This is a genomic window from Burkholderia sp. 9775_39 (assembly GCF_015712225.1).
Classification (GTDB): domain Bacteria; phylum Pseudomonadota; class Gammaproteobacteria; order Burkholderiales; family Burkholderiaceae; genus Burkholderia; species Burkholderia cenocepacia.
The window spans coordinates 59,780-85,187 of record NZ_JACCQC010000010.1 but is presented as its reverse complement, the minus strand read 5'-3'; the positions used below and the strand labels follow the sequence as shown (position 1 = coordinate 85,187).

The following is a 25,408-nucleotide window of genomic DNA, read 5'->3' as shown; positions in this document are numbered from 1 at the left end:
GCCGTCGGCGTTTAAAAAAAAAGCCGCCGATGCTCAGGCGGCCAACAGGGGGGGTGAGAGCATCCTCTCAGCCCAGAATTAAGCGAAACTTAAAAGCCCATAAAAAAGCGCCCCGCGTGGAGCGGGGCGCTTCTTGCCGTCGTGATCCGCAGGTTGAGCGGACAGTTAAGCGGATGCTTTAGAACTTGTGACGGATACCGATACGTGCGGCGATCTGGTTCTTCGAACCCGTGCCCGACGTGTTGAAGTAGCTCGTGCTCGAACCGATCTGCGCTTGCACGCCGCGGCCCGAAGCCTGCTGGTACACGACCAGGCCGTACACGTCCGTACGCTTGCTGAGGGCGTAGTCGGCGATACCGTTGACCTGGTTCCAGTGCCACGAGTTGCCGTTTTGCGTCGCGTTCGTGTACGTGTAGCCGAGGCCGCCCGACAGTGCCGGCGTGAATGCGTACTTCGCGCCCGCTTCGTATGCGTTGTAGAACGTGCCGCCCGAGCCCGACACCGTCGAGAACTGCGTACGCGTCCACAGCAGCCATGCCGTTGCCGGGCCCCAGACGTAGCGGCCACCCACGCCGTACGTGCGCAGGTCGCGGACGTTGCCGGTGCTCAGGTTCGCGATCGACGTCGAGAAGGCCGGCGTCGACTGGCTCGGGAAACGGATGTCCGTGTACGCCGCGCCGACCGAGATCGGGCCGTTCGCGTAGTTCAGGCCGAAGCTGTATGCGCGCGACGAACCGCCGGTGTTGTTGGTGCCCGTGCCCTGGGCGCCTGCGAAGTCGGTCGAGTTCGAGAAGCCGTACAACGCGCCGAACGTGAAGCCCGAATAGTTTGCGCTCTGGAACTTCACGGCGTTGTTGATGCGGCTCGACGTGAGCTGGTCGATGTCGTTCACGTGGTACGCATAGTTACCCGCGACGGTGTTGCCGCCCGTCGAGTAGTTCGAACCGAGGATGTCGGTCGAGAACGAGTATTGGCGACCGAACGTGACCGTGCCGTATTGCGACTGGCTCAGGCCGACGTAAGCCTGACGACCGAAGATCGCGCCGCCCTGGCCGATCGAGCCGTTGCCGCTGTTGAAGCCGTTTTCGAGCACGAAGATCGCCTTCAGGCCGCCACCGAGGTCTTCGGTGCCGCGCAGGCCCCAACGGCTGCCCTGGGCCACGCCGTCGTCGTACTTGAACAGCTTGCCCGTGCCGCCGTTGGCGGTCTTGCTGTGGTTCACGTAGCTGATACCGGCATCGATGACGCCGTACAGGGTCACGCTGCTTTGTGCGTGTGCCGTGCCGGCCGTTGCTGCCAGGGCGGCGATGGTCAACAGTTTCTTGTTCAAAGGATTCTCCGAGCGAATAAATGGCGTGTCCAGTTGCGGTTCCGGCGCTCTCTGCGGGCGCTTTCACGGACCGGCGCAACTTTATCGGCGGGCCACGTAATGAATATGACAGCGACTGTCATATGAAGAATGTGTGGTGCCGATGCGACATTAGGGCCTGCTTGCATAGGGAACGTGCATGCGTTGCCACGAGAACGGCCGCTCGCGAGGCGCGCGAAGCCGCGAATACTCGCGTATTCGCAAGGAGCGCAACGCGGCGAGCGGCCGTTCTCGTGGCAACCCCAAACTAAAAATTCAATCCACGGGAATGCACGTTCCCTATGCAAGCAGGCCCTAAATTCTGCCCGGGATGTACATCCGGGGTTATACCGAATTTGTCTGTCGTTCGACCTCGATCAGGAATATGCACATGAAATAAGCTTGGTTGGTGGCGCTCGGGCCCCGTGCCACGATCCGTGCTCCAACAAACGACACGGGACAAGAGGACACCCCATGCGACATTCGATCCTGACCGGCCTCGGCGTACTCGCCGCCGCGCTGGCATTCGCCGCGCCCGCCGCGCACGCCGACCCGCAAACGCTGAAGATCGGCACGATGAGCGGCCCCGACGCGCAGATCTGGACCGAAGTGACGAAGGTCGCCGCGCGCGAAGGCCTCGCGATCAAGGTCATCGAATTCAACGACTACGTGCAGCCGAACGCGGCGCTCGATTCCGGCGATCTCGATGCGAACGGCTTCCAGCACCAGCCGTTCCTCGACAGCCAGATCAAGCAGCGCGGCTACAAGATCGTCAACGTCGGGCTCACCTATACCGCGCCGATGGGTTTCTATTCGAAGAAGCTCAAGTCGCTGAAGGATTTGCCGGTCGGCGCGAAGGTCGGGATCCAGAACGATCCGTCGAACGGCAACCGCGCGCTGTTGCTGCTGCAGAAATACGGGGTGATCAAGCTGAAGCCGGGCGTCGGCACGAATGGCGTGAACGCGACGCCGCTCGACGTCGCCGAGAACCCGAAGAAGATCAAGATCGTCGAACTCGACGCCGCGCAATTGCCGCGCGCATTGCCCGACGTCGACGCCGCGTCGATCAACACCGACTACGCGGTCAAGGCCGGGCTCACGCCGGTGAAGGATGCGATCGCGATCGAGGATCTGCGCGGGCCGTACGCGAACCTGATCGCGGTGCGCGCGCAGGACAAGGACAAGCCGTGGGTGAAGAAGCTCGTCGCGGCCTATGAATCGGACGACGTGCGCAAGTTCATCGACCAGAAGTTCGGCGGCGCGATCGTGCCGGCGTTCTGAGCGGTCTTCGCGCGTAGCGGCCGGCGACACGGTATCGGCGGCGCGACGCGCGCTTCGGAAAGCAAATCGCCCGCGCAAGCGGGCGATTTCGTTTGACGCAGGCGAGGGCCGGCGAGGCGCGCCGCGGCCCGGCGCGCGGGCCGGGCGTCCAGGCTCAGGCCGACAGCAGCGAACCGGTGCGGATCGCGGTCGCGCCGGCGATGCGCGCGACTTCCATGCCGGCCGTCGCGAAACGGACGATCTGGCGCGCGTACAGCACGCCCGACACGCTGCTCTTCAGCGTGACGACGCGATCGGTCAGCGGATCGACGATGTCGGCCACGGCCTGGCCGGCCTCGATCATCACGCCGACCGGCGTATGGAACACGATCACGCCCGACACGGGCGCGACGAGCGGATCGGTGCCCGCGAGCGGCGTGGCCGGATGCGCGAGCGGCGGCAGCGGCGCCGGCGTGCCTTCGACGACACCGCGCTCGGTCAGGTATTCGATGATCGCCTGGGCATCCTTTTCGGCGAACTCGTACGACACGTCGCGCTCGCTGCGCAGTTCCACCGTGACGGAAATCGCGCCGTTCGGGATCGGGAAGCGGTCGCCGAAGCGGCTGCGCAGATCCGACCAGCAGAAGCTGTGGATTTCGTCGAATGGATTGCCGACCGAATTCAGCGCGAGCAGCGACGCCTGCGCATCGAGGTAGCGCGCCAGCGGTTCGACGTCTTCCCAGAGGTCGGGGTTCGTGTAGAGGTGCATCACCGCATCGCTGTCGCAGTGCAGGTCGAGCACGATGTCGGCGTCGAACGACAGCTTCTGCAGCGCGAGGCGCTGCGAGTCGAGTTCGGTGCGCGGTTTCTGTTCGTCGAGCGCTTCGCGCATCGCGGTGCGTACGACCGCGAGATTGCGCTGCGCGTCGTTCGTGAGGCGGTCTTCGACGCGCGGCAGCACGAGCGCCGCGAGATCGTAGAAGTTACGGTTGAAGTTCTGCATCGAGCCGAGCTCGAAGCGGCCGAGATGATCGCCGAACACGTGTTGCGACAGGCCGATCGGGTTGGGCACGGGCACGATGACGACTTCGCCGCGCAGCTTGCCGGCCGTCTCGAGCGCGGCGATCTTGCGGCGCAGCAGCGTGGCGACCAGCATGCCGGGCAACTCGTCCGCGTGCAGCGACGACTGGATGTAGACCTTCTTGCCGCCGCGCGGGCCGTAGTGGAAGCTGGTGATCTGGCGTTCGGTGCCGACGGCGGGGGAAATCAGCGGATGGGTCTGCGTTTGCATGATGGGGGGAGTGCGGCGCAGCCGCGAATGATCCGTGTGCGTGGAAGAACGATTGTACGTTGCCTTCCTCGCCGCCATCAAACCGGCGCCAGAACAAGCGGTTTTCCGTTGAGAATCATCAGCTTGGCGCGGAAAAAATAACGGCGCCCGCGTCGTGCGTAAAAAAAAACGGGCTCCGTGCGGAGCCCGTTCCCGTCGCGCCGAATCGCGCGTTCGTCGGCCGTATTACTTGCCGTAGACGTCGAAATCGAAGTACTTCTTCGCGATCTTGTCGTACGTGCCGTCCTTGCGCATCGCGGCGATCGCGCCGTCGATCTTCGCCTTCAGGTCGGTGTCTTCCTTGCGCAGGCCGATACCGGCGCCGTTGCCGAGCGTCTTCGGATCGTCGAGATCCTTGCCGGCGAAGTCGAAGTTCGCGCCGCGCGGGGTCTTCAGGAAGCCGATCTCGGCTTGCACCGCGTCCTGCAGCGCGCCGTCCAGACGGCCGGAGATCAGGTCGGCGTAGACCTGGTCCTGGTTCTGGTAAGGCACGACGTTCACGCCCTTCGAGGCCCAGTACGTCTTCGCGTAGGTTTCCTGGATCGTGCCCTGCTCGACGCCGACCGACTTGCCCTTCAGCGATTCGGCCGTCGGCATCAGGCCCGTGCCCTTCTTCGTGACGAGGCGCGTCGGCGTGTTGAACAGCTTCGCGGAGAACGCGATCTGTTCCTGACGCGCCGGCGTCATCGACATCGACGACAGCACGCCGTCGAACTTGCGGGCCTTCAGCGCCGGGATCATCCCGTCGAAGTCGTTTTCGATCCACACGCACTTCGCGTTCATGCGGCGGCAGATTTCATTGCCGAGATCGACGTCGAAGCCGACCACCTTGCCGTCGGCGCCTTTCGATTCGAAAGGCGGGTAGCTTGCGTCGACGCCGAACCGCACGGTCGACCAGTCCTTCGCGTACGCGCTGCCGGCCGATACGGCGAGCAGGGCGACGGTCACAGCCGCAAGAATCTTTTTCACTCGGTGACTCCTCGTTTTGTTCGATGGGTGCGCGGTTGTGCCGCGCCGTAAGCCTTCGGCCCGCCGCGGCTTCGCGTCGGACAGTCCGTTTCGCCCGCCCGATGGGGGCGCGCGACGTGCGCAAGATTATCAAGACAAAATACCGGCGGGGCGCCTAGGACAAGCCCCGATATCGGGCCCGGCGGCGGCGCGCCGGGTGCGCCGCCGTTTCATCCACAGGAACGATTCAGCCGAGCGTTTCGTTGACCGCGCGCTGCAGGCAGGTGACGAAGTGCGACACGGCGGGCGTGGGCAGCAGGTCGCGCCGCGCGATGATCGACAGGTCGAAGCGCGGCATGCTTTCGTCCAGTTCGGCCGTGCGGATGCCGAGCGGCGCGACCATCGCGGCGAGCGGGCGCGTGAAGCAGCCGATCACGTCCGAGCGCGCGACGAGCCCGAGCGTCACCGCGAACGACATCGGCGAGCGCAGCAGACGTTTCGGCAGCGGCAGCCCGTGCGCCTCGAACATCCCGACCATCACGCTGTGCGGAAACTGCTCGGCGCCGACGGTGACGATCCATTCGGCGTCGAGCAGTTCCTCTAACCGGCGCGCGTGCGCGAGCGGGTGGCCGTCGCGCATCACGATCGTGAATTCGGTCGACAGCAGCGGCAATTGCGTGAAATCGCGGTCGAGCGCGGGCACATGGTGCATCGCAGCGATGTCGAGCGTGCCGTTGCGCAACTGCGCGAGCGCGTCGGGCACCGTCACTTCCTCCAGATGCAGGCTGACGTTCGGCATCGACTGGCGGAACGCCGTCACCGCGTGCGGCAGCGCGGTCAGCGCGATCGACGGCATCGTGCCGACCGCGACGCGGCCCGACATCTCGCCTTTCACCTGCTCGACAGCCTCGACCGTGCGGCGGACGTCGCCGAGCAACTGCTCGGCGCGCGGCAGCAGCGCCTCGCCGCAGGCGGTCAGCTCGACGCCGCGCACGCTGCGCGCGAGCAGCTCCGCGTTGAGCGCCGTTTCGAGTTCGCGGATCGTATGCGTGATCGCCGGCTGCGTGACGCCGAGCTCGCGCGCGGCGGCGCGCAGGCTCTTCAGGTGCGCGGCGGAGACGAACGCCTGGAGCTGCGCGATGTTCAGGGGATTGCGGATGCGGGTCATCGGTCGGGTCCGGTTGGCGCGAAAGGGGGCGGCGGGTTCATGCTTCAGGCGGCGATCCGGACGACGTCACGCATCGGCGCGCGCGCGGAACGCCTGCCGATAGCGCTGTGGCGACGTGCCGACGATGCGCGCGAAGCGCTCGCGAAACGCGGTGACCGAACCGAACCCGGCTTCCGTCGCCACATGTTCGATCGACAGCTCGGTCACCTCCAGCAACTGCTGCGCATGCCGCACGCGCGCGGTCTGCAGCCATTGGCCGGGCGACGTGCCGGTCTGCTCCTGGAAGCGCCGCGTCAGCGTGCGCACGCTCGTCGACGCCTTGCGCGCGATCGCGTCGAGCGTCAGCGGCTGGCGCAGGTTCGCGTGCAGCCAGTCCAGCAGGTCGTGCAGCCCGTCGCCGCCGGCCGGCCATTCGGGCGCGATGAACTGCGCCTGCCCGCCTTCGCGCACGCGCGGCGCCACCGCGCTGCGGGCGGCATCGACGGCGACCGCCGCGCCATAGTCGGCCTGGATCATGTGCAGGCACAGATCGAGGCCGGCCGCCGCGCCGGCCGACGTCAGGATCCGCCCGTTGTCGACGAACAGCACGTTCGGATCGACGTCGACGTTCGGATAGCGGCGCGCGAGTTCGGCGGCCGCGAGCCAGTGCGTCGTCGCGCGCAGGCCGTCGAGCAGCCCGGCTTCCGCGAGCACGAACGCGCCGCTGCAGATCGACGCGATCCGGCAGCCGCGCGCGGCCGCTGCGCGCAGCGCGTCGAGCACGCGGCGCGACGTCGGCGCGAGCGGCACGGAGGTGCCGGGAACCATGATCGTGTCGGCGTCGGCCAGCGCATCGAGGCGAAACGGCGGGCGCAGCTCGAACAGGTCGCCGCCGACGCGCGGCTGGTCGCTGCACACGCGGACACGGTACGCCTGCGCGACGTTGGGCGCCCGCACGCGCGCGAACGTGTCGCACGCGACACCCAGATCGAACGGGACGACATCGGGCAAAGCAAGCACGGCGACCGTGTGCATGGCATTCGTGGCCGTGGCCAGAATCCGTTGAAAGATGTCATTCTAGCCAATGGCTCGAACCCGCACTACACGCGACAATCGCCGCGGACCACCTGGAGCCCTGCCGATGACACAAGACGATCGCAACGCGTTGCGGAACCTGCAATACCTGTCGCTGCTGGAGGCGACCACCCTCGTCGCGCTGGTGTGCGTGGCCGTGCCGCTCAAGCATCTGGCCGGTTATCCGGTCGCGGTATCGATCATGGGCCCGGTTCACGGCATCGCGTTCGCGGTGTACGTGTGGGCGGTGGTCGGCACCGCGTCGAGCGGGCTGTGGCGCAAGGGCGAGGTCGCGCGGCTCGTGCTGTCGGCCGTCGTGCCGTTTGCGGGGCTGGCGAGCGCCGGCTGGATCGCGCGCAGGCGGCACGCGCGATGATCTACCTGGTGCTGAAGGCCGTGCATCTGGCCGCCGTCGTCACGTTCGTCGGCGGGCTGCTGTTGTCGTCGGTCGCGGTCCGGATCGCGAACCTCGCCGTGCATCGCGCGGTGCGGCGCTGGGATCGCACGGTGACGGCGCCCGCGCTCGCGATCGTGTGGATCGCCGGCATCGCGCTCGCGCTGAGCGGTCACTGGTTCGGCACCGCGTGGCTGTCGGTGAAGCTCGCGGTCGTCGTCGCGCTGTCGGTGCTGCACGGAATCCTGGCCGGCACGCTGCGGCGCATGGCGCGCGACGATCTCGTCGTCGTGCCGGCGCCGTGGCTCGGGCAGACGGCGGGCGTGGCGCTCGTCGCGATGGCGCTCGTCGTCGGGCTGGCCGTGATCAAGCCGTTCTGACGCGGCGAATCAGGCCAGCGCGAGCTCGACCGCCGCCAGCGTACGACGCCGGATCCAGCCGCTTCCCAGCCGGATCGCGAGCCAGTACGGCGCGAACAGGCAGCGCGTGCGTGCGCTCGGGCAATGGACGAAGGTTTCGGTGCGCAGGATGTGCGCGCCCGAGGCGAGCCCGACCACCTCGAACCGGAGTACCAGCTTGGCGTCGCGCGGGTCGTCGTGCCGGACGAAGGCGTCGGCATCGGCGATGGTGCGCACGTCGGGCGCCGGGCGCCAGAAGCGCCCGATCAAGCCGAGCGACAGCGACGTGTCGTCGCGATGAAGCGGCGTGAAGGCGTCGAAGCCGAAGCGCGCGCGGCCGGGGCCGGCCGGTACGTTGCGCAGCGCGCCGGCGATGGCCGCCGGGAATTCGCGCACCGTCAGCAGCGTGTCGATGACGGGATCGGCGCGCATGTCGAGCGACGCGACGACGTCGATGATGCGCGCGGGCGGCGCGCCGATCGGCTGCGATTCGTGCACTTCGTGGAAGCCGAACGACGGAATGAACGGCGGCTTGCGCGCCGAGGCCCGGGTGCTCGATTCGGAGACGATGCCGAGGGTGTTCATCGCGACTCCTGAAGGCAAAACGCGATCGTAGCACCGGGCGCGAACGGGCGTCGCGCCGTTTTCACGGAGCGCGTCACGCTGCGCCGCACGGACAAAAAAAGCCTGGAAACTCGCGTTCCCAGGCCTGGAGACCATCAACGACGATGGTGGAGGAGACGATGTCGTCCCGATGCGCGCCGCCCTTCTGCAGGCGACGTCGCGCATGTCCCGGGCTCAGATGGCCCAGCCGCCGAGATAGAACGTGACGAGCACGGCCGCGATGAGCACGGTGCCGACGTTGAGCTTGCGGAATTCGCCGCTGGCGAGGCGGCCGATCACGAGCGTCGAGAAGCCGAGCATGATGCCCGTCACGATGTTCGCGGTCAGCACGATGAACACCGCGCACACGAGGCCCGACATCGCGTCGACCATGTCGTCCATGTGCAGCTTGCTCACGCTGCCGAGCATCAGCAGGCCGACGTACATCAGCGCCGGTGCGGTGGCGTACGACGGCACGAGGCCCGCGAGCGGCGAGAAGAACATCACGACGAGGAACAGCAGGCCGACCACGGCCGCCGCGAGGCCCGTCTTCGCGCCGGCGGCCACGCCGACGCTCGACTCGATGTAGGCCGCCGCCGGCGCGCCGCCGAGGAAACCGGAGAAGATCGAGCTGATTGAATCGGCGGTCAGCGCACGGCCGCCGTTGATGATGCGGCCGTTCTCGTCGAGCTGGCCGGCTTGGCCCGCGACCGCGCGGATCGTGCCGGTCGCGTCGAACACGGCGGTCATCACCAGCGCGAGCACGCTCGGCAGCACGGCCATCGACAGCGCGCCCTTGATGTCCATCGCGCCGATCAGCGATGCGTGGCCCGGCGCGCTCAGCGACGGCAGCGCGAAGATGCCGCGGTATTTCACGCCCGGATCGAAGATCAGGCCGAACACCGAGATCGCGATCACGACGAGCAGGATGCCGCCCGGCACGCGACGTTTTTCGAGGCCGAAGATCGCGGCGAGGCCGATGACCGACATGATGACCGGGAACGCGGTGATCTGGCCGAGCGAGACCGGCAGGCCGGCGCCCGGGTTCTTGATCACGAGGCCGACGTCGTTCGACGCGATCAGCAGCAGGAACAGGCCGATGCCGATCCCGGTGCCGTGCGCGACGCCCGCGGGCAGATTGCGCAGGATCCACGAACGCACGCCGGTGATCGAGATGCCGGTGAACACGAGGCCCATCAGGAACACGGCGCCGAGCGCGACCGTCGGAGGCAGCCCCTTGCCGAGCACGAGGCCGAACGCGGTGAACGCGGTCAGCGAGATCGCGCAGCCGATCGCGATCGGCAGCTTCGCCCACAGGCCCATCAGCAGCGAGCCGAATGCGGTGGTGAGACACACCGCGACGAACACGGCGCTCGTGTCGAAGCCGGCCTTGCCGAACATGCCGGGCACGACGAACACGGAATAGACCATCGCGAGGAAGGTGGTCACGCCGGCAATGATCTCGCGGCGCTGCGTGCTGCCGCGCGACGCAATGCCGAAGTAGCGGTCGATGACTCCCTTGGTGCCAAAGTCAGTTTCTTCCGCGCCGACGCCGACCGTCGGCTGCACCGGGGTATCACTCATGAGCTTGCTCCTTTATCAGCATGCTGAAACGGCCCGTAGCGAACCGTCGTCAGGGTGTCTCGTATCTAGTTGGGATTGTTCGGCAACGTCGTGGGGACGCATGACGCGTGATGCGTGTCGTTACGTGCGAATCGAGACGATCGCGAGGGTGTCGCGTCGGACGACGCGTGGTGTGGGCGACCCCGTCACGTGTGCTTTGCCGTAGCGAAGGTTAGGCGAGCCGCCCATCACGTCCCATCGGGCGAAGAGCATGCAGCGCATGTCGCAGCGCTTATATCGGCGTGCAACGGGGCTCCGTCGTGTCGACCCGCGTGTATACGCCTAGTTCGAATCCGTTAAGGCGACTATTTGAATGCAGGGTCGACGGGTGGGGCGCCTGCGGGCGAGGCATTGGATTTTACGAACTGCTTTCAGGATGAACCGGGAAGCCGGTGCGAACCGGGGCGGGTGACGGGGTTCATCGCCGTGCGCAACCTGCATCCGGACGATGCAGCCGGCGCGCGTGCGCGGTTTCCGTGTCGGCACGGGCCTCAAGCGTGCGCGAGATGCGCGAGATACGCACAGAACATGTCGGCCATCGCGGCCGAATAGGCATCGATTTCCGCCGGCGTGCGCGCCGTTTCGGAGAACGCCTTGCCGCCCGTGGTGAGCGTCGTCAGGATCAGCTCGCACGCGAGCGCATGCGTCGCGTCAGGCACGTCGGGCAGCGCTTCGCGCATGAACGCGCTGAACGCGCGGTTGCCCTCGACCTTCACTTCCCGCGCCTCGGGAGCGTCGCGATAGAGCGGGGCGGCATCGTCGAGGGCGATGCGCATCGGCGCCTCGTCGCATTCCGAACGGATGAACGCGTGGACGGCGGTGCGCAGCCGCTCCGGGGGCGTCTTTCGCGTGTCTTGCAGTATCCCGCACAGCATGTCGTACGTCTGCCGCCACTCGTCGTGCTGGAGCCGGAACAGCACGGACGCCTTGTTCGGGAAGTACTGGTACAGCGAGCCGACGCTCACGCCGGCCCGCTCGGCCACGCGCGCCATCGTGAAGCGCTGCGCACCTTCACTCGCCAAAACCTGAATAGCCGCCTGCAGGACGTCCTCGACGAGACGGGTCGAGCGCGCCTGCCGAGGCTGCTTGCGCGTGGCGATCGGGGCGTTTCGGCGGTCGGTCATGAGCGGTTTGCCAATGCGAATAGTAAAACCTGAATAGTTCGTCATATTCTAGTCGGGTGCAACGACGCACTCAACCGCTACCGGAGATATCGCATGACCACCCTGATGCTCGACCCGCTGGCTTCGCTGCTGGCGCGCCTGTTCGACGAAGCCGACGCGTCGTCGCCCGCGACGAGCCCGGCCTTCGCCAACGTGTCGCGCGACGAGCAAGCGCGGCTGATGCGCAGCAAGACGGACTACGCCGATCTGTATGCGCGCCTGAAGGACTACCCGCTTCCCGTGTCGCGCGAGACGGGCATGCTGCTGTACATGCTCGCGCGCAGCGGCGGCGCGACGGCAATCGTCGAATTCGGTACGTCGTTCGGCATTTCGACGCTGCATCTCGCGGCCGCGCTGCGCGACAACGGCGGCGGGCGGCTGATTACGAGCGAGTTTGAACCGTCGAAGGTCGTGCGCGCACAGGCGAACCTGACGGCGGCAGGATTGGCTGATCTCGTGGAGATTCGCGAAGGCGATGCGCTGCGTACGCTGGCTTACGATCTGCCGGATGCGGTCGATCTGCTGCTGCTCGACGGAGCGAAGGCGCTGTATCCGGAGATTCTCGCGCTGGTCGAGCCGCGGCTCAGGGCGGGAGCGTTCGTCGTGGCCGACAACGCGGAATACAGCCCCGACTACCTTGCTTACGTGCGCGCACCGGAAAACGGCTATCTGTCGGTGCCGTTCGGCGGCGACGTCGAATTGTCGATGCGGACACGCTGACCAGATGGAACGAGGGTGTCGGCGATTTCACGCTTCCCCGCATCGAATATAGGATCGCTGATTGAATTGGGACATGGCGAAAGGCGACGGGATGATGCCCGTCGCTTGCGACGCCGTGCGCGTCACTTCAGGAACACGTAGCGCGCGAAGTACGGGAAGCGGCCGACCGCATGCTCGGTCGTGCACGTCGCGGCCGGCGGCGTGCCGCCCGCCGTGTCGAGCCGCTGCACGAAGCGCACGCCGGCGAGCGTGCCGGTTGCGGCCGGCACCGCCGCGAGCAGCAGTTGCGGAACGCTGGCCGCGCTTGCGCTCGGCATTTCCGCGAGCTTCTTGCCGGTAATGCGGCTGCCGTCGAGCGCTTCCCACGACGGCCCCGCGCCGTGCCGCACGACGAGCGCGCCGCTTTCATCGAACAGCATCGCCTCCGGGCGCTTGAAGGCCCACGCGAGCCGGTGGTCGGCATCGTATTCGCACGCATAGATCTGCACGCCGGTCGCGGTGGTCGTCAGCACCGGCGTGGCCGGTGCCGGCGGCGCGAGGCCGGCGGCCTCGTCGGCGTGTGCGGGCGCGGTGAAAGCCGACAGGGAAAGACTGGCCACAAGGGCCAGCAGCATGTCGCGTGTCAGGGAGCGGCTTGGCATGAGGGGGCGTCCTTTCAAGTCGGGTGACGGTCGTACGGCGTCGATCCCGTCAACGTTAGACGCCCATCGCACAGGCTGCAATACGGAAATGACAATCGCGGCGATAGTCGCCGCGATTGCCGCAGGGCGCACGCGATCAGCGGATCGCGACCGGATTGATGTTGACCTGCGTGGAGCCGACGTACAGCGGCTGGCCGAGCACGAACAGGAATTCCCACGCCTTGTCGCGCACCAGCGCGCGGCTGTCGATCAGTTCCAGGTTGTAGATGCCGCGCTTCGCGAGCATGTACTGGTTGATCGGGAATTCGTCCCGCGTGTGCGGATTCGGATAGACCTCCGACGCCCACGTGTCGCCGCCGAACGCGACGATCCCCTGGTCGGCCAGCCATTTCGCGGCTTCCATGCCGATGCCGGGCTCGACCTCGAGGAACTGCTTGTCGTCCTTGCCGACCAGCTCCAGCCAGCCGGTGTTGAACAGCACGACGTCGCCCTTGCGCAGCGTCAGCCCCTGCTTCTTCAGCACGGCCTGGATGTCGGCGACCGTGAATTCGGTGCCGCCCGGCACGATCGGCTTGCCGTAGTAGGCGGTCATGTCGAGCACGACGCCGCGCGTGACGATCGGCGGCACCTTCTCGACGCCGAGCTTCTTCACGCCGTCGACGGTCACGAAATCGGCCGCGCGGTTGCCGTTGTAGTACACGTTGTCGATGCCGATGTGGCCGATGCCGTTGAGCTGCGTGCCGACGCCGGTCCATGCGTTGACGAGTTCGTCGTTGAACGTGAACTTGTTCGGACCGAGGCTCTTGCCGGCCTGCTGGCCGACCTGCACGTTGTACAGCCGGAAGCTGCGGTGACGGAACGCCGGCAGGTTCTTGTCCACCGGCACGGCCAACGGATAGGCCTTGCCGACCTTCACGAGGCCGACCGCCTGCTTGACGACGTCGGGCGTCAGCAGGTTGGCCGCGCCGATTTCGTCGTTCGCGCCATAGACGGACGGATACCAGTCGGCCGCCGGAGCGGACGGGGCGGCGTGGGCCGCTTGCGCGGCCGCGAACGGCAGGATCGCGGCGAGCGCGAGCCGGGCGAGCGTTGTTTTCATTTCAGATTCCTGTAGCGTGTTACGCCGCGGCTTGCGCGAGCGTCGGATAGTCGGTCAGGCCTCGGGCGCCCCCGCCGAACAGCGTGTTGCGATCGTGCGGCGCGAGCGCGGCGCCGGTGCGCAGCCGCTCGGGCAGGTCGGGGTTCGCGACGAACGGGCGGCCGAAGGCGACGAGGTCGGCCCAGCCGGCGGCGATCGCTTCGCGGGCGCGCTCGGCGGTGTATGCGCCGGCATAGATCAGCACGCCCGGGTACGCCGCGCGCAGTTGCTGCTTGAACGCGACCGGCATCAGCGGCGCGTCGTCCCAGTCGGCTTCCGCGATGTGCAGGTAGCCGACGCCGAGTTCGCCGAGCAGCTTCGCGGCGGCGAGATAGGTGGTTTCCGGATCGTCGTCGACGCAGCCGTTCAGCGTGGTCAGCGGCGCGAGGCGGATGCCGACGCGCGACGCGTCGCCGGTGCCGTCGATCAGCGCCTGCGTGACTTCGCGCAGGAACCGCAGCCGGTTTTCCAGCGAGCCGCCGTACGCATCGGTACGCGTGTTCGCGTTCGAGTCGATGAACTGGTTCACGAGGTAGCCGTTCGCGCCGTGCAGCTCGACGCCGTCGAAGCCCGCTTCGATCGCATGGCGGGCGGCGGCGCGGTACTGGCCGACGATCTCGCGGATCTCGTCGATCGACAGTGCGCGCGGCTCGGACGCCTGCACGAAGCCCGGCGTGCTGCCGTCTTCACCGGCGACGAACACGTTCACGCCCTTCGCCTGGAGCGACGACGACGATACCGGTTGCTGGCCGCCGAGCAGGCTCGTGTGACTGAGCCGGCCGACGTGCCACAGCTGCGCGAAGATGCGGCCGTGCGCGGCATGCACGGCGTCCGTCACCTTGCGCCAGCCGGCGACCTGCGACGGCGTGTGAATGCCGGGCGTCCACGCGTAGCCCTTGCCGAGCGGCGCGATGTAGGTGCCTTCGCTGACGATCAGGCCCGCACTCGCGCGCTGCGCGTAGTACGCGGCCATCAGTTCGTTGGCTTCGTCGCCGGGCTGGCTGGCGCGCGAGCGCGTCATCGGCGGCATCACGATGCGGTTCGGCAGCGTCAGCGCGCCGAATTGCAGCGGTTGGAACAGCGGGTCCTGGGTCATGATGGTGTCCTGTCGGTGCCGCGGCCTGCGGGCCGCGGACGGGTCATATCGGATGAAGGCGCGGCGCGCTCAGTCCCACTTCGGCGCGAGGCCGGCCGGGTCGACTTCGCGGCCGTTGCGTTCGAGCGCGGCGATCTGCGCCATGTCTTCGTCGGTCAGGCGCAGCGTCTGCGCGAGCAGGTTGCTGGCGAGGTTCTCGCGCTTGGTCGACGACGGAATCACCGAGTAGCCGAGTTGCAGCGCCCACGCGAGCGCGACTTGCGCCGGCGTTGCGTCGTGACGCTGCGCGATCGCGCCGATCACCGGGTCGCCGAGCACCTTGCCGTACGCGAGCGTCATGTACGACGTCACGTGAATGCCTTCGGCGTTCAGGAACTCGACCAGCTTGCGGTTCTGCAGGTACGGGCTCAGTTCGATCTGGTTCGTCGCGATCGCATCCTTGCCGACGGCCGCGATCGCTTCCTTCGTCAGTGCGATGTTGAAGTTCGAGATGCCGATCTGGCGCGTGAGACCCTTCGCCTTCGCGTCCGCCAGCGCGGTCATGAACGCGTCGATCGACACGCCGTTGCCCGGGGCCGGCCAGTGGATCAGCGTCAGGTCGACGACGTCGGTGCGCAGCTTGCGCAGGCTGTCCTCGAGGCTGGCCGCCAGTTTCTCCGGCGCGTAGTTGTCGACCCAGATCTTCGTCGTGAGGAACAGGTCTTCGCGGTGTACGCCCGATGCGGCGATTGCTTCGCCGACTTCGGCTTCGTTGCCGTAGATCTGCGCGGTGTCGATCGCGCGGTAGCCGACGTCGAGGCCGTTGCGGACCGAGTCGATGACGACCTGGCCTTGCAGGCGGAAGGTACCGAGGCCGAATGCGGGAATCTTGCTCATCATGTGCTCCTGAAAGAGTTGGAACGATTGCGGTATGGAAGTCATTCTGGCGCTTGAGACTGATGAAATAAACGCCTTTAGAGGTCAAAAATATTTGATTTGAAATCAAATATTGATCGGCCATTCGCCTATCTGAAGGTGCTCGCCGGTCTTATGCGGCGAGCGTCCGTGGATTCGTTTTCGGATGGAACGCAGGCAGCACGTCCGATGCGATCTCGGCCATCGTCTCGTCGAGCGGCCGCTGGTTGCGGCGAAAATGCAGGCCGATGTGCTGCACGCCCGCATCGCGCATCGCCGCGAGTTCCTCCGTCAGCGCGATGCGCCCCGCGCGCGCGCCGAAGCGGTGCCGCTGCAGCGGTTCGTGCGGATCTTCCGCGAGGTCGAGATGGATGAAGCTCACGTACGGCTTGTCGCCCGCCACCGCACGCCAGTTCGCGGCGCGTTGCAGGTGGTCGGCCGGCGTGCCCGGATACGCGAGGCAGCCGTCCATGTGCTCGCCGATCCACGCGGGCGTCTGCTGGGCGAGGCCCGCGACGAGCAGCGGCACCGGCGAACGGGCCGCGGGCAGCATTTCCAGGCCGGGCGGCAGATGCCCGCGCGCGCCGTCGCGCAGCAGCGCGATCTGGTCGCGGAAGTTCGCGCCGCGCGACGCGAAGTCGCGGCCGAACAGCGGATATTCGACCGGCCGGTCGCCGCTCGCGACGCCGAGCAGCAGGCGCCCGCCGCTCAGCTCCTGGATCGTCGCGGCCGATTTCAGCGTCAGCAGCGGTTCGCGCAGCGGCAGCACGACGGCCGCGGTGCCGAGCAGGATGTCGTGCGTGATGCCGGCGAGGTAGCCGAGATACGAGAACGTTTCGAACACCTGTGCGGCGTCGCCGAACGACGGGTCGTACACCGGCACGTCGCGCACCCAGAGCGCGCGGAAGCCGAGCGTGTCGGCCAGTTGCGCGAGCTCCGCGTGGATGCCGAGGTCGGGCACGCCGGCGTGGCGGCCGTCATGCCGGCGTTTGGCGTTGCCGGACGGGGTCCAGTCGTTGTCGAGCGGCAGTTCGATGCCGATGCTGAAGCCGCCGGCGGCGAGCTTGTCGAGGGAGGTGGACATGATCGGGTTGCTCCGTTCAGACCGCGCGCAGGCTGCCGTCGAGGCGGTAGAAGTCGAGCGACGCCGCGGTGAAGAACGAGCGCGACGTGCCGGCGGCGAAGTCGTCGATATGCACGACGGTCGCGCGATCGGCTTCCTGCCACGAGATCGCGTAGGTCTCGCCGGCGATGCGTTGCCACGTGTATTCGACTTCGCCCTTCGCGCCCGCGTACGGGCCTTCGGTGATCGCGTAGCGCATGTGGCGGCCGTCCTCGTCGTACGCGTTGAGCGCGGTGAGGCCGTCGTAACGGACTTCGAAGGTCTTGCCGGCGAACGGCGGACGTTGGGTCGATGCGTTCATGCTGGGTAGCTCCTGCAAAAAAGTGACGTTCAATGGGCGAGTTCGACGGGTTCGGCCGTGCGTTCCGGCAGCCCGTGGCGGCGGTCGAGACGGCCGCTCAGCGCGGTGAGCGCAAAGGCGCCGAGCGTGACGACGGCGGCGATCCACGGCGTGTGGCCGAGGCCGACGTTCGCGACGATCAGGCCGCCGAGCGACGAGCCGCCGGCCACGCCGAGGTTGAAGGCGGCGATGTTGAAGCCCGATGCGACGTCGGTGGCGTCCGGCGCGAAGTGGCGCGCCTGCTTGACGACGTACACCTGCAGCCCCGGCACGTTGCCGAACGCCACGGCGCCCCACGCGAGCATCGTCAGCACCGCGAGCCATTTCACGTGGATCGTGAAGGTCAGCGCGAGCAGCACGATCGCGAGCAGCAGGAAGATCCGCTTGAGCGCCTTCACGGGGCCGACGGCGTCCGCGAGCTTGCCGCCCCACACGTTGCCGACCGCGACCGAGACGCCGTAGCCGACGAGCACGAGGCTGACCTGCGACGGCGTGAAGCCGGCGATTTGTTCGAGCAGCGGCGCCATATAGGTGAACGCGATCAGCGAGCCGCCGTAACCGACGGCCGTCATCGCATAGACGAGCAGCAGGCGCGGCTGGGCCAGCACGCGCAGCTGACGGGCGAGCGGCGCCGGCGGCGTCTGCGGCAACCCGCGCGGCACGAAGGCGACCGCACCGAGGAACGCGACCAGCCCGAACAGCGCGACGATCAGGAACGTCGCGCGCCAGCCGAAGTGCTGGCCGATGAAGGTGCCGAGCGGAATGCCGGCGACGAACGCGACGGTCATCCCGCTGAACATCGTCGCGATCGCGCTGGCGGCCTTGTCCTTCGGCACGAGCGTGGTCGCGATGATCGAGCCGACCGAGAAGAACACGCCGTGCGCGAGGCCGGTGAGGATGCGCGCGACGATCAGCGATTCGTAGCCGGGCGCCTGCCACGCGACGAGGTTGCCGACGGTGAAGAGCGCCATCAGCCCGGCGAGCAGCGCCTTGCGCGGCACGCGGCCGGTGAGCGCGGTGAGGAGCGGCGCGCCGATCGCGACGCTCAGCGCATACAGGCTGACGAGCAGGCCGGCGGACGGCAGGCTGACGCCGAGATCGGCGCCGATCGTCGGGATCAGCCCGACGATCACGAATTCGGTGGTGCCGATGGCAAAGGCGCTGATGGTCAGCGCGAGCAACGCGAGTGGCATGACGGGATCCGGGTTTCAGTAGGAATGGATCGCAGTGTGCCGGCTTTACTTTTGCTGAAAAACTGGTCTATAAACCAAATTGTTTTGATTTCAAGTCAACAATGAAAACCACCCTCGACGAACTCCAGGCCTTTACCGCCGTGGTCGACACCGGTTCGATCACGGCGGCCGCCCAGCAACTCGACCTCACCGTGTCGGCGACGAGCCGCACGCTCGCGCGGCTCGAGGAAAAGCTGAAGACCACGCTGCTGCGCCGGACCACGCGCCGGCTCGAACTGACCGAAGAGGGGCGCGCATTCCTGCAGGACGCGCGCGCGATCATCGAATCGGTCGAGAGTGCGGAAGAGCAGATGCTCGCGCGGCGCGAGATGCCGTCCGGACGCCTGCGCGTCGACGCCGCGACGCCGTTCATGCTGCACGTGATCGTGCCGCTCGTGCGCGGCTACCGCGAACGCTTCCCGAAGGTCGAACTGGAACTGAACAGCAACGAGGGCATCACCGACCTGCTGGAGCGGCGCACCGACGTCGCGATCCGGATCGGCCGGTTGAAGGATTCGACGCTGCACAGCCGGCGGATCGGCAACAGCCGGGTACGCATGCTCGCGAGCCCCGCGTACCTCGAAGCGCATGGCCAGCCGCGCAAGGTCGAGGATCTCGCGAAGCACACGCTGCTCGGCTTCACGCAGCCCGAATCGTTGAACGTATGGCCGATCCTCGGCGCGGACGGCGAAGCGTGCCGCATCGAGCCGGACGTGTATTCGTCGAGCGGCGAAACGCTGCGGCAGCTTGCGCTGGAGGGCACGGGCGTCGTCTGCCTGTCCGATTTCGTGACCGCGCGGGATCGCGAGGCGGGGCGGCTCGCGCAGGTACTCGCGCGCCAGACGCTCGACGTCCAGCAGCCGATTCACGCGGTGTACTACCGCAATACCGCGATTTCGTCGCGGATCGCGTCGTTCGTCGACTACCTGATCGAGGTGCTGGGCGGCGGCAGCGGCGGCGATGCGCCGGCGCGGCGCAAGGCCGCGTGGATGGTGCCGCAGTAGCGATACAGGGCAGGTGGGGCTGCCCGTCGGGAACGGGCGTGCCGCGCGGCGGCACGCCGTCGCGTGCGATTACGCCTCTTCGGCCCACGACATCCCGTCGCGCGCGAGCAGCGCCGACGAAGCCGCGGGCCCGAACGTGCCGGCCGTGTACAGGCGCGGCCGGTCGCCGAGCTGCTTCCAGCCGTCGAGGATCGGCTCGACCCACGACCACGCGGCTTCGAGTTCGTCGCGGCGCATGAAGTGCGTGAGGCGGCCGCGGATCACGTCGATCAGCAGCCGCTCGTACGCTTCCGCGCGCCGTTCCGGAATCGCCTGCTGCAGGTCGAGGTTCAGGCTCACCGGCACCATGTTCATCCCGCTGCCCGGCTCCTTCGCGAGCATCTGCAACTGGATCGACTCTTCCGGCTGGAGCCGGATCACGAGGCGGTTGCCGTAATTGCGCGGACCGGTCGGGATGATCGAGAACGGCATGTCCGCGAACTCGATCACGATTTCCGACTGGCGGCGCTGCAGCCGCTTGCCGGTGCGCAGGAAGAACGGCACGTTCGCCCAGCGCCAGTTGTTGATGTGCGCGCGCAGCGCGACGAAGGTTTCCGCGCGGCTGTCCGCCGGCACGTTGTCCTCCTCGAGATAGCCCTTGACCGGCTGGCCGTCGACCGCGCCGGCCGTGTACTGGCCGCGCACCGTGTCGCGCGCGACGTCCGACAGCGACATCGGCCGCAGCGAGCGCAGCACCTTCAGCTTCTCGTCGCGCACCGCATCCGGGTCGAGCGACACGGGCGGCTCCATCGCGACGATGCACAGCAGTTGCAGCAGGTGGTTCTGCACCATGTCGCGCAGCGCGCCGGTATGGTCGTAGAAGCCCGCGCGGCTGCCGACGCCGACCGTCTCCGCCACCGTGATCTGCACGCTGCGGATGTTCGGCGCCTGCCACAGCGGCCCGAAGATCGGGTTGCCGAAGCGCAGCACCATCAGGTTCTGCACGGTTTCCTTGCCGAGATAGTGGTCGATCCGATAGATCTGCGATTCCTCGAAGTGCTTGCCGACCGCGTCGTTGATCGCCTTCGCGGACGCGAGATCGTGGCCCAGCGGCTTTTCGAGGACGACGCGCGAGTGCGCGTCGACGAGGTGCGCGGCCGACAGGTTGTCGCAGATCGTCGTGAACAGCTCCGGCGACGTCGACAGGTAGAACACGCGGACCGCCTCGCTCCGCGCCGCTTCGGCGAGCCGCTGGTAGTCGTCCGGCGCGTTCACGTCGATCAGCACGTACTTGAACAGGTCGAGGAAGCGGCTCCACGCGTCGGCGTCGAACGCCTTCTCGTCGATGAACGGGCGCGACTGCTCGTCCATGAACTTGCGATAACCGTCGATGCCCCAGTCGCGTCGACCGACGGCGATGATGCGCGTCTCGGGCGGAAGATTGCAGTGCAGGTGCGCCATGTACAGCGCGGGCAACAGCTTGCGGGCGGCCAGGTCGCCGCCGCCGCCGAAGATGATCATGTCGACGGGCCGGTCGGCCGCGGTCTGGGAAGGCTGATTCGTCATGGGAGGTTCGCGGTTTGAAACGGTGAACGTGAAACGAACGTCGAGGGCATCGGGCGCCGGATGGCCGGCGCCGGTACGGCAAAACGCTAATAGTGCACCGTTTTGATGGATTGCGTATGCGTTCCCCCCAGATGTAACAAGGCTTGCATTCCTGTCGGCCGCTTGATTATGATTGAGCGCTCACTCATTAAAGGAATCGAACGTGGCCCGACCGCGCAGTCCCGACAAGCACGAAGCCATCCTCGCCGCGGCCGCGCGCGCGCTCGCCGAGGACGGCGCGAGCGCGACGACCGCGCGCATCGCGAAGCTCGCCGGCGTCGCGGAAGGCACGGTGTTCACCTATTTCGAGACCAAGGATGCGTTACTGAACGCGCTGTACCTGAGCCTGAAGGCCGACCTGCGCGACGCGATGATGACCGGTTTTCCGGAACACGCGCCGGCCGAGCAGGCCGTGCGGCATGCGTGGAACGGCTATGTGTCGTGGGGTGTCGCGAATCCGGACGGCCGGCGCGCGCTGCGGCAGTTGGGCGTGAGCGGCCGCATCGACGACGCGCATCGGGCGGCCGGCTCGGAAGGCTTCGGCGGGATCGGTGCACTGCTGCGCGAGCAGGTCGCCGCGTCGGGCGCGCTGCACCGCGACGAAGCGCATGCGTTCTGCGCGGCGTTGTTTACGTCGATCGCGGAAACCGCGATGGAGTCGATCGCGCGCGATCCGGCGCGGGCCGATGCGTACCGGGAAGCCGGGTTTCGCGCATTGTGGGCCGTGTTGCACGCGGTGTGAGTCGAGGTTCGTCGTCGTGGCGGCGCATGGCGCGACGACGGGTAGCGCGTTTCAAGCCGGGCGATGCAAGTCATGGATGATCGACACATCGCCCACATTAATGAGTGAGTAATCATTCATTTTCATCGTTTCATCACGCTCAAGGAGCAAAAAATGTCGAAAGTCTGGTTGGTAACGGGGGCCGCACGCGGCCTCGGGCGAGCGATCTCGGAAGCGGTGCTGGCGGCGGGCGACCGGCTGGTGGCCGGCGCGCGCGATCCGGCGCGACTGGCCGATCTGGCCGAACGGTATGGCGACCGGCTGCTGCCGGTCGAACTCGACGTCACCGACGAAGCGGCGGCCGCGCGGGCCGTCGCGGCGGCACGCGCGGCGTTCGGCCGCATCGACGTGCTGGTGAACAACGCGGGCTACGGCCACACCGCGCCGTTCGAGCAGATGAGCGCCAACGCTTTCCGCGACCAGATCGAAACGAACCTGTTCGGCGTGATCAACCTCACGCGCGCGGTGCTGCCGATGATGCGCGCGCAGCGTGCGGGGCACATCTTCCAGGTGTCGTCGGTCGGCGGGCGCACGTCGACGCCCGGATTGTCCGCGTATCAGGCCGCCAAGTGGGCGGTCGGCGGGTTCAGCGACGTGCTCGCGAAGGAAGTCGCGCCGTTCGGCGTGCGGGTGTGCACGCTCGAACCGGGCGGGATGCGTACCGAATGGGCCGCACGGGCGAAGCGCGGCCTCGACGATCTGCTGCCCGACTATCAGCCGTCGGTCGGCAAGATTCTCGACCTGCTCGGCGCGTATGGCGGCCATGAAATCGGCGACCCCGCACGCATCGCGGCGCTGATCGTCGACCTGTCGCGCCGCGACGACGTGCCGCTGCGCCTGCTGCTCGGCGGCGATGCGCTGTTCGTCTGCGAGCAGGCGGAGCGACAGCGTGCGGAAGAGGCGGCGCGGTGGCGGGACGCCACGTTGTCGACGCAGTTTCCGGACGCGAAGCTGCCGGACGGGCTCGATGCGTTGAAGGCGATCGAGTAACGGCGGTCGGCAGCCCGGCGCGTGGCGTTCAGCGCGCGCCGTGCTGCCGCTGCGCGGCTTTCTCCCATGCCGCGCCGGCGGCGTCGATCGCTTCGAGGATCGGCGACGGGTTCCACGTGCCGGGTTTCCACACCGCGACGATCGAATGGACGAGGCTGCCGTGCCCGACCTCCGTGTCGATGCGCGTGACGGACGGCCAGCGCCCGGCGTCGAAATGCGTCGGCAGGAAGCCCCAGCCATGGCCGTGCTGGAGCAGGTGACGCACGGTTTCGAGTTCGTTCGCGTACACGAGCCGGTCCGAGACCTGCAGCAGTTGCGCGAACTGCGTGCCCAGCGAGCGGTGCATCACGACCTGCGGCTTCGCGGCGAGCGCGGGGACCGTGACCGGCAGCCCGTTGGCCGGAAACAGGTCGGCCGACGCGTAAAAGCCGATCTCGATCGCGCCGACCGCCCGCCATTCGAGCTCGGCCGCGACGAACCGGTTGCGCGCGAGACTGATCGCGACCTGCGCGGCGCCGGACACGAGCGCCGCCTCGGCTTCGTCGCGCGACGCGCTCCAGGTACTGACGTCGATGCCCGACGCGGCGAGATCGTCGATCAGCGCATGCAGCAGCGTGCGCGGCACGAACGGATCGTAGGCGATGCGGATCGCGTCGGCGATGCCGGACGGCACGCCTTTCGCCGCGGCGCCGAACGCCTGCGCCTGCCGCAGCAGCAGGCGCGCCTGGCGTTGCAGGCGCTCGCCCTCCGACGTCAGCGACAGCGACCGGCCACTGCGCGCGAACAGCGCAAAGCCCAGTTCGATTTCGAAGAATTCCAGCAGCTCGCTGACGGTCGAGCGGTCCTTGCCGAGATGCGCGGCGGCCTTCGTGATGCTGCCGTGTTCGGCAATGCACGCGAACGCCTCGATCTGCGCGAGCGAGTAAGTCAGTGCGCCCATGATGTCCCTTCCGGCGGATGCGGGGGATTTTCCCACATGTGCCGTTTTGCCTCGTCGACGCGCGCACTCGATACTGGTTTTGAGGGCGCGATGCGGGAGCCGCCGTGGGCGTGATCGACGCGCGTATGCCGCGCGTCGGACGCCGGTGACGATGGCGCCGCCCTCTGAAACGTTCGGGCCGTGCGGCGGAAACTTTCTTGCGCAGGCGCGACCGGACATCGTCGACAAGGACACCCATGAAACCGAGGTTCGATCGTTCATTCGGCATCGCGCTCGCGGCGGCGGTCGTCGCGGGCAGCGCGGCGACGGCGTCGTTCGCGCAAGTCGCGTCGTCTGCCGCGGCGCCGGCCGCCGCGACGTGCGGCAGCGTCGCGCTCGCCACGTGCCCCGCGCCGTTCGACGCGACGCTGCCCGACCCGAAGCGGATGCTGACGTGGAGCCAGCCGGATCGCGTGATCGGCTTTCGCAACGACTATCGCAACTATCCGGGCGACGTGTTCCACCATCGCGCGGCCACGCCGTTGGTCGATGCCGCCCGCATGCTGACCGACGTGTCGTACGAAGTGCACGGCAAGCGCTACACGCTGAAGGACTACCTGAAGCATCAGGACGTGGCCGCCCTGCTGGTGCTGAAGGACGGCAAGATCGCATACAAGTATCTGGGCGACGGCAACACCGATACGACGTTGTGGACGTCGCGCTCGGTCGGCAAGTCGGTTGTGTCGACGCTCGTCGGTGTCGCGTTGCGGGAAGGGAAGATCAAGTCGCTCGACGATCGCGTGACCGATTACGAGCCGGACCTGAAGGGCACCGCGTGGGACGGCGTGACGCTGAAGCAGTTGATCCAGCACACGTCCGGCGTCGCGTGGAACGAGAGCTACACGAATCCGGACTCCGATTTCGCGAAGCTCACGCAATGCGAGGCGCGGCCCGGCACGTACGCGTGCGTGCGCACGCTGGTCAAGGGGCTCGGTCGCGCGCATCCGCCCGGGCAGACCTGGTCGTACAGTTCCGGCGGTGCGTGGCTGCTCGGCGACGTGCTCGAGCGCGCGACCGGCATGTCGCTCGCCGCTTATCTCGAAAAGACGATCTGGAAGCCGTACGGGATGGCGAGCGACGGTGTGTGGCACGCGTATCGCGCAGGGCGGCACGACGTCGGCGCGCACGGCTTCAATGCGACGCTGGAAGACTGGGGACGCTTCGGCGAATTCGTGCTGGGTGGCGGCAAGCTGCCCGACGGCACGCGGATTTTGCCGGACGGCTGGCTCGACCAGGCGTCGGACTGGACGCAGGCGCGGCAGTCGGTGTCGGCCGGGCATCCCGACGGCATCTACGGCTACCAGTGGTGGAACAACGCGGTGCCGGTCGATGCGAAGGGCACGGACCCGACGCCCGCGGCGTCGTTGCGCGGTTCGCTGTGGGCGCTCGGCATCTTCGGTCAGGTCATCATGGTCAATCGCGCCGAGCATCTCGTGATCGTGCAATGGTCGACGTGGCCGAAGGCGGAGCCGTCGTTCGATACGCTGCCGCTCGAAGCGTCGGTGTTCTACAGCGCGATCGCGCGGGAACTGCGGGATTGAACGCGCGTGTCGCGGCCATCCGGTCGCGGCGCATTTCCTGCCGCAACGCACGGAAGG

At 67.4% G+C, this 25,408-nt stretch carries 25 protein-coding genes; 8 read left to right on the top strand and 17 right to left on the bottom strand.

Features of this window, described 5'->3' with window-relative positions; all coding sequences use genetic code 11:
- Positions 1 to 178: 178 nt before the first annotated feature.
- Complete coding sequence (locus H0X90_RS15735; protein WP_006491809.1) at positions 179 to 1,330, bottom strand: porin; 1,152 nt, start codon at positions 1,328 to 1,330, stop codon at positions 179 to 181.
- A gap of 492 nt (positions 1,331 to 1,822) precedes the next feature.
- On the opposite strand from H0X90_RS15735, the gene H0X90_RS15730 reads away from it, so the two are divergent.
- Positions 1,823 to 2,629 (top strand): MetQ/NlpA family ABC transporter substrate-binding protein, encoded by an 807-nt coding sequence (locus tag H0X90_RS15730; protein ID WP_006489221.1) that lies wholly within the window; start codon positions 1,823 to 1,825, stop codon positions 2,627 to 2,629.
- Positions 2,630 to 2,783: 154 nt separating this feature from the next.
- On the opposite strand, the gene H0X90_RS15725 is transcribed toward H0X90_RS15730, so the two are convergent.
- The 4 genes from H0X90_RS15725 to H0X90_RS15710 form a co-directional block, all read right to left on the bottom strand.
- Complete coding sequence (locus H0X90_RS15725) at positions 2,784 to 3,899, bottom strand: succinylglutamate desuccinylase/aspartoacylase family protein (protein WP_077188700.1); 1,116 nt, start codon at positions 3,897 to 3,899, stop codon at positions 2,784 to 2,786.
- Between the two features lie 225 nt (positions 3,900 to 4,124).
- Entirely contained in the window at positions 4,125 to 4,907 is a 783-nt protein-coding gene (locus H0X90_RS15720) for an ABC transporter substrate-binding protein (protein ID WP_006489206.1), read from the bottom strand.
- A gap of 226 nt (positions 4,908 to 5,133) precedes the next feature.
- On the bottom strand, positions 5,134 to 6,054 hold the full coding sequence (locus H0X90_RS15715) for a LysR family transcriptional regulator (protein ID WP_006494179.1): 921 nt from the start codon (positions 6,052 to 6,054) through the stop codon (positions 5,134 to 5,136).
- A gap of 66 nt (positions 6,055 to 6,120) precedes the next feature.
- Entirely contained in the window at positions 6,121 to 7,068 is a 948-nt protein-coding gene (locus tag H0X90_RS15710) for a GlxA family transcriptional regulator (RefSeq protein WP_006491810.1), read from the bottom strand.
- A gap of 106 nt (positions 7,069 to 7,174) precedes the next feature.
- Here H0X90_RS15710 and H0X90_RS15705 point away from each other — a divergent pair, with 106 nt between their 5' ends.
- Complete coding sequence (locus H0X90_RS15705) at positions 7,175 to 7,483, top strand: DUF3817 domain-containing protein (protein ID WP_058902387.1); 309 nt, start codon at positions 7,175 to 7,177, stop codon at positions 7,481 to 7,483.
- On the top strand, positions 7,480 to 7,881 hold the full coding sequence (locus H0X90_RS15700) for a CopD family protein (protein WP_077188699.1): 402 nt from the start codon (positions 7,480 to 7,482) through the stop codon (positions 7,879 to 7,881). Before H0X90_RS15705 ends, H0X90_RS15700 begins: the two co-directional genes overlap by 4 nt.
- A 9-nt stretch (positions 7,882 to 7,890) precedes the next feature.
- On the opposite strand, the gene H0X90_RS15695 is transcribed toward H0X90_RS15700, so the two are convergent.
- The 3 genes from H0X90_RS15695 to H0X90_RS15685 form a co-directional block, all read right to left on the bottom strand.
- Positions 7,891 to 8,484, bottom strand: a complete 594-nt coding sequence (locus H0X90_RS15695; protein ID WP_060265476.1) for a hypothetical protein — start codon at positions 8,482 to 8,484, stop codon at positions 7,891 to 7,893.
- 213 nt (positions 8,485 to 8,697) lie between these two features.
- A complete protein-coding gene (locus H0X90_RS15690) occupies positions 8,698 to 10,086 on the bottom strand; it encodes an NCS2 family permease (protein ID WP_006494183.1) in 1,389 nt (462 codons plus the stop codon).
- Positions 10,087 to 10,616: 530 nt separating this feature from the next.
- A complete protein-coding gene (locus H0X90_RS15685; protein WP_077188698.1) occupies positions 10,617 to 11,294 on the bottom strand; it encodes a TetR family transcriptional regulator in 678 nt (225 codons plus the stop codon).
- 48 nt (positions 11,295 to 11,342) lie between these two features.
- Between H0X90_RS15685 and H0X90_RS15680 the strand changes: the two genes are divergently transcribed.
- On the top strand, positions 11,343 to 12,008 hold the full coding sequence (locus H0X90_RS15680) for an O-methyltransferase (protein ID WP_006482616.1): 666 nt from the start codon (positions 11,343 to 11,345) through the stop codon (positions 12,006 to 12,008).
- A 122-nt stretch (positions 12,009 to 12,130) separates the two neighbouring features.
- Here H0X90_RS15680 and H0X90_RS15675 read toward each other — a convergent pair whose 3' ends face one another.
- The 7 genes from H0X90_RS15675 to H0X90_RS15645 form a co-directional block, all read right to left on the bottom strand.
- Positions 12,131 to 12,649: a DUF3455 domain-containing protein gene (locus tag H0X90_RS15675; protein ID WP_048987693.1), complete on the bottom strand. Its 519-nt coding sequence runs from the start codon at positions 12,647 to 12,649 to the stop codon at positions 12,131 to 12,133.
- A gap of 136 nt (positions 12,650 to 12,785) precedes the next feature.
- Positions 12,786 to 13,748: a cyclase family protein gene (locus H0X90_RS15670; RefSeq protein ID WP_006482595.1), complete on the bottom strand. Its 963-nt coding sequence runs from the start codon at positions 13,746 to 13,748 to the stop codon at positions 12,786 to 12,788.
- A 19-nt stretch (positions 13,749 to 13,767) separates the two neighbouring features.
- Entirely contained in the window at positions 13,768 to 14,883 is a 1,116-nt protein-coding gene (locus H0X90_RS15665) for an alkene reductase (protein ID WP_062910206.1), read from the bottom strand.
- A 69-nt stretch (positions 14,884 to 14,952) separates the two neighbouring features.
- Entirely contained in the window at positions 14,953 to 15,759 is an 807-nt protein-coding gene (gene dkgB, locus H0X90_RS15660; RefSeq protein WP_077188713.1) for a 2,5-didehydrogluconate reductase DkgB, read from the bottom strand.
- A 151-nt stretch (positions 15,760 to 15,910) separates the two neighbouring features.
- Positions 15,911 to 16,861 carry an LLM class oxidoreductase gene (locus H0X90_RS15655; protein WP_062885018.1) on the bottom strand — a complete coding sequence of 317 codons (951 nt, stop codon included), beginning with the start codon at positions 16,859 to 16,861 and terminating at the stop codon, positions 15,911 to 15,913.
- 16 nt (positions 16,862 to 16,877) lie between these two features.
- Entirely contained in the window at positions 16,878 to 17,201 is a 324-nt protein-coding gene (locus H0X90_RS15650) for a hypothetical protein (RefSeq protein ID WP_006482596.1), read from the bottom strand.
- Positions 17,202 to 17,230: 29 nt separating this feature from the next.
- Positions 17,231 to 18,433 (bottom strand): MFS transporter, encoded by a 1,203-nt coding sequence (locus H0X90_RS15645; RefSeq protein ID WP_006482611.1) that lies wholly within the window; start codon positions 18,431 to 18,433, stop codon positions 17,231 to 17,233.
- Between the two features lie 101 nt (positions 18,434 to 18,534).
- On the opposite strand from H0X90_RS15645, the gene H0X90_RS15640 reads away from it, so the two are divergent.
- A complete protein-coding gene (locus tag H0X90_RS15640; RefSeq protein WP_006482606.1) occupies positions 18,535 to 19,476 on the top strand; it encodes a LysR family transcriptional regulator in 942 nt (313 codons plus the stop codon).
- 69 nt (positions 19,477 to 19,545) lie between these two features.
- On the opposite strand, the gene zwf is transcribed toward H0X90_RS15640, so the two are convergent.
- Entirely contained in the window at positions 19,546 to 21,021 is a 1,476-nt protein-coding gene (zwf, locus tag H0X90_RS15635; protein ID WP_006482600.1) for a glucose-6-phosphate dehydrogenase, read from the bottom strand.
- A gap of 202 nt (positions 21,022 to 21,223) precedes the next feature.
- Between zwf and H0X90_RS15630 the strand changes: the two genes are divergently transcribed.
- A complete protein-coding gene (locus H0X90_RS15630) occupies positions 21,224 to 21,802 on the top strand; it encodes a TetR/AcrR family transcriptional regulator (protein ID WP_006482593.1) in 579 nt (192 codons plus the stop codon).
- A gap of 153 nt (positions 21,803 to 21,955) precedes the next feature.
- Positions 21,956 to 22,831, top strand: coding sequence for an SDR family NAD(P)-dependent oxidoreductase (locus H0X90_RS15625; RefSeq protein ID WP_077188697.1), 876 nt, complete (start codon positions 21,956 to 21,958; stop codon positions 22,829 to 22,831).
- A 28-nt stretch (positions 22,832 to 22,859) separates the two neighbouring features.
- Here H0X90_RS15625 and H0X90_RS15620 read toward each other — a convergent pair whose 3' ends face one another.
- On the bottom strand, positions 22,860 to 23,771 hold the full coding sequence (locus H0X90_RS15620; RefSeq protein ID WP_034203219.1) for a LysR family transcriptional regulator: 912 nt from the start codon (positions 23,769 to 23,771) through the stop codon (positions 22,860 to 22,862).
- Positions 23,772 to 24,007: 236 nt separating this feature from the next.
- Here H0X90_RS15620 and H0X90_RS15615 point away from each other — a divergent pair, with 236 nt between their 5' ends.
- On the top strand, positions 24,008 to 25,351 hold the full coding sequence (locus H0X90_RS15615) for a serine hydrolase (protein WP_077188696.1): 1,344 nt from the start codon (positions 24,008 to 24,010) through the stop codon (positions 25,349 to 25,351).
- Positions 25,352 to 25,408 lie beyond the last annotated feature (57 nt).

Bases quoted from the DNA above. Each gene is read 5' to 3' on its own strand.
- H0X90_RS15615 (WP_077188696.1), top strand. From the start codon at position 24,008: ATGAAACCGAGGTTCGATCGTTCATTCGGCATCGCGCTCGCGGCGGCG.
- H0X90_RS15625 (WP_077188697.1), top strand. From the start codon at position 21,956: ATGTCGAAAGTCTGGTTGGTAACGGGGGCCGCACGCGGCCTCGGGCGA.
- H0X90_RS15675 (WP_048987693.1), bottom strand. From the start codon at position 12,649: ATGCCAAGCCGCTCCCTGACACGCGACATGCTGCTGGCCCTTGTGGCC.
- dkgB (WP_077188713.1), bottom strand. From the start codon at position 15,759: ATGAGCAAGATTCCCGCATTCGGCCTCGGTACCTTCCGCCTGCAAGGC.
- H0X90_RS15620 (WP_034203219.1), bottom strand. From the start codon at position 23,771: ATGGGCGCACTGACTTACTCGCTCGCGCAGATCGAGGCGTTCGCGTGC.
- H0X90_RS15650 (WP_006482596.1), bottom strand. From the start codon at position 17,201: ATGAACGCATCGACCCAACGTCCGCCGTTCGCCGGCAAGACCTTCGAA.
- H0X90_RS15690 (WP_006494183.1), bottom strand. From the start codon at position 10,086: ATGAGTGATACCCCGGTGCAGCCGACGGTCGGCGTCGGCGCGGAAGAA.
- H0X90_RS15725 (WP_077188700.1), bottom strand. From the start codon at position 3,899: ATGCAAACGCAGACCCATCCGCTGATTTCCCCCGCCGTCGGCACCGAA.
- H0X90_RS15695 (WP_060265476.1), bottom strand. From the start codon at position 8,484: ATGAACACCCTCGGCATCGTCTCCGAATCGAGCACCCGGGCCTCGGCG.
- H0X90_RS15680 (WP_006482616.1), top strand. From the start codon at position 11,343: ATGACCACCCTGATGCTCGACCCGCTGGCTTCGCTGCTGGCGCGCCTG.
- zwf (WP_006482600.1), bottom strand. From the start codon at position 21,021: ATGACGAATCAGCCTTCCCAGACCGCGGCCGACCGGCCCGTCGACATG.
- H0X90_RS15645 (WP_006482611.1), bottom strand. From the start codon at position 18,433: ATGCCACTCGCGTTGCTCGCGCTGACCATCAGCGCCTTTGCCATCGGC.
- H0X90_RS15705 (WP_058902387.1), top strand. From the start codon at position 7,175: ATGACACAAGACGATCGCAACGCGTTGCGGAACCTGCAATACCTGTCG.
- H0X90_RS15665 (WP_062910206.1), bottom strand. From the start codon at position 14,883: ATGACCCAGGACCCGCTGTTCCAACCGCTGCAATTCGGCGCGCTGACG.
- H0X90_RS15730 (WP_006489221.1), top strand. From the start codon at position 1,823: ATGCGACATTCGATCCTGACCGGCCTCGGCGTACTCGCCGCCGCGCTG.
- H0X90_RS15685 (WP_077188698.1), bottom strand. From the start codon at position 11,294: ATGACGAACTATTCAGGTTTTACTATTCGCATTGGCAAACCGCTCATG.
- H0X90_RS15710 (WP_006491810.1), bottom strand. From the start codon at position 7,068: ATGCACACGGTCGCCGTGCTTGCTTTGCCCGATGTCGTCCCGTTCGAT.
- H0X90_RS15655 (WP_062885018.1), bottom strand. From the start codon at position 16,861: ATGTCCACCTCCCTCGACAAGCTCGCCGCCGGCGGCTTCAGCATCGGC.
- H0X90_RS15640 (WP_006482606.1), top strand. From the start codon at position 18,535: ATGAAAACCACCCTCGACGAACTCCAGGCCTTTACCGCCGTGGTCGAC.
- H0X90_RS15670 (WP_006482595.1), bottom strand. From the start codon at position 13,748: ATGAAAACAACGCTCGCCCGGCTCGCGCTCGCCGCGATCCTGCCGTTC.
- H0X90_RS15715 (WP_006494179.1), bottom strand. From the start codon at position 6,054: ATGACCCGCATCCGCAATCCCCTGAACATCGCGCAGCTCCAGGCGTTC.
- H0X90_RS15700 (WP_077188699.1), top strand. From the start codon at position 7,480: ATGATCTACCTGGTGCTGAAGGCCGTGCATCTGGCCGCCGTCGTCACG.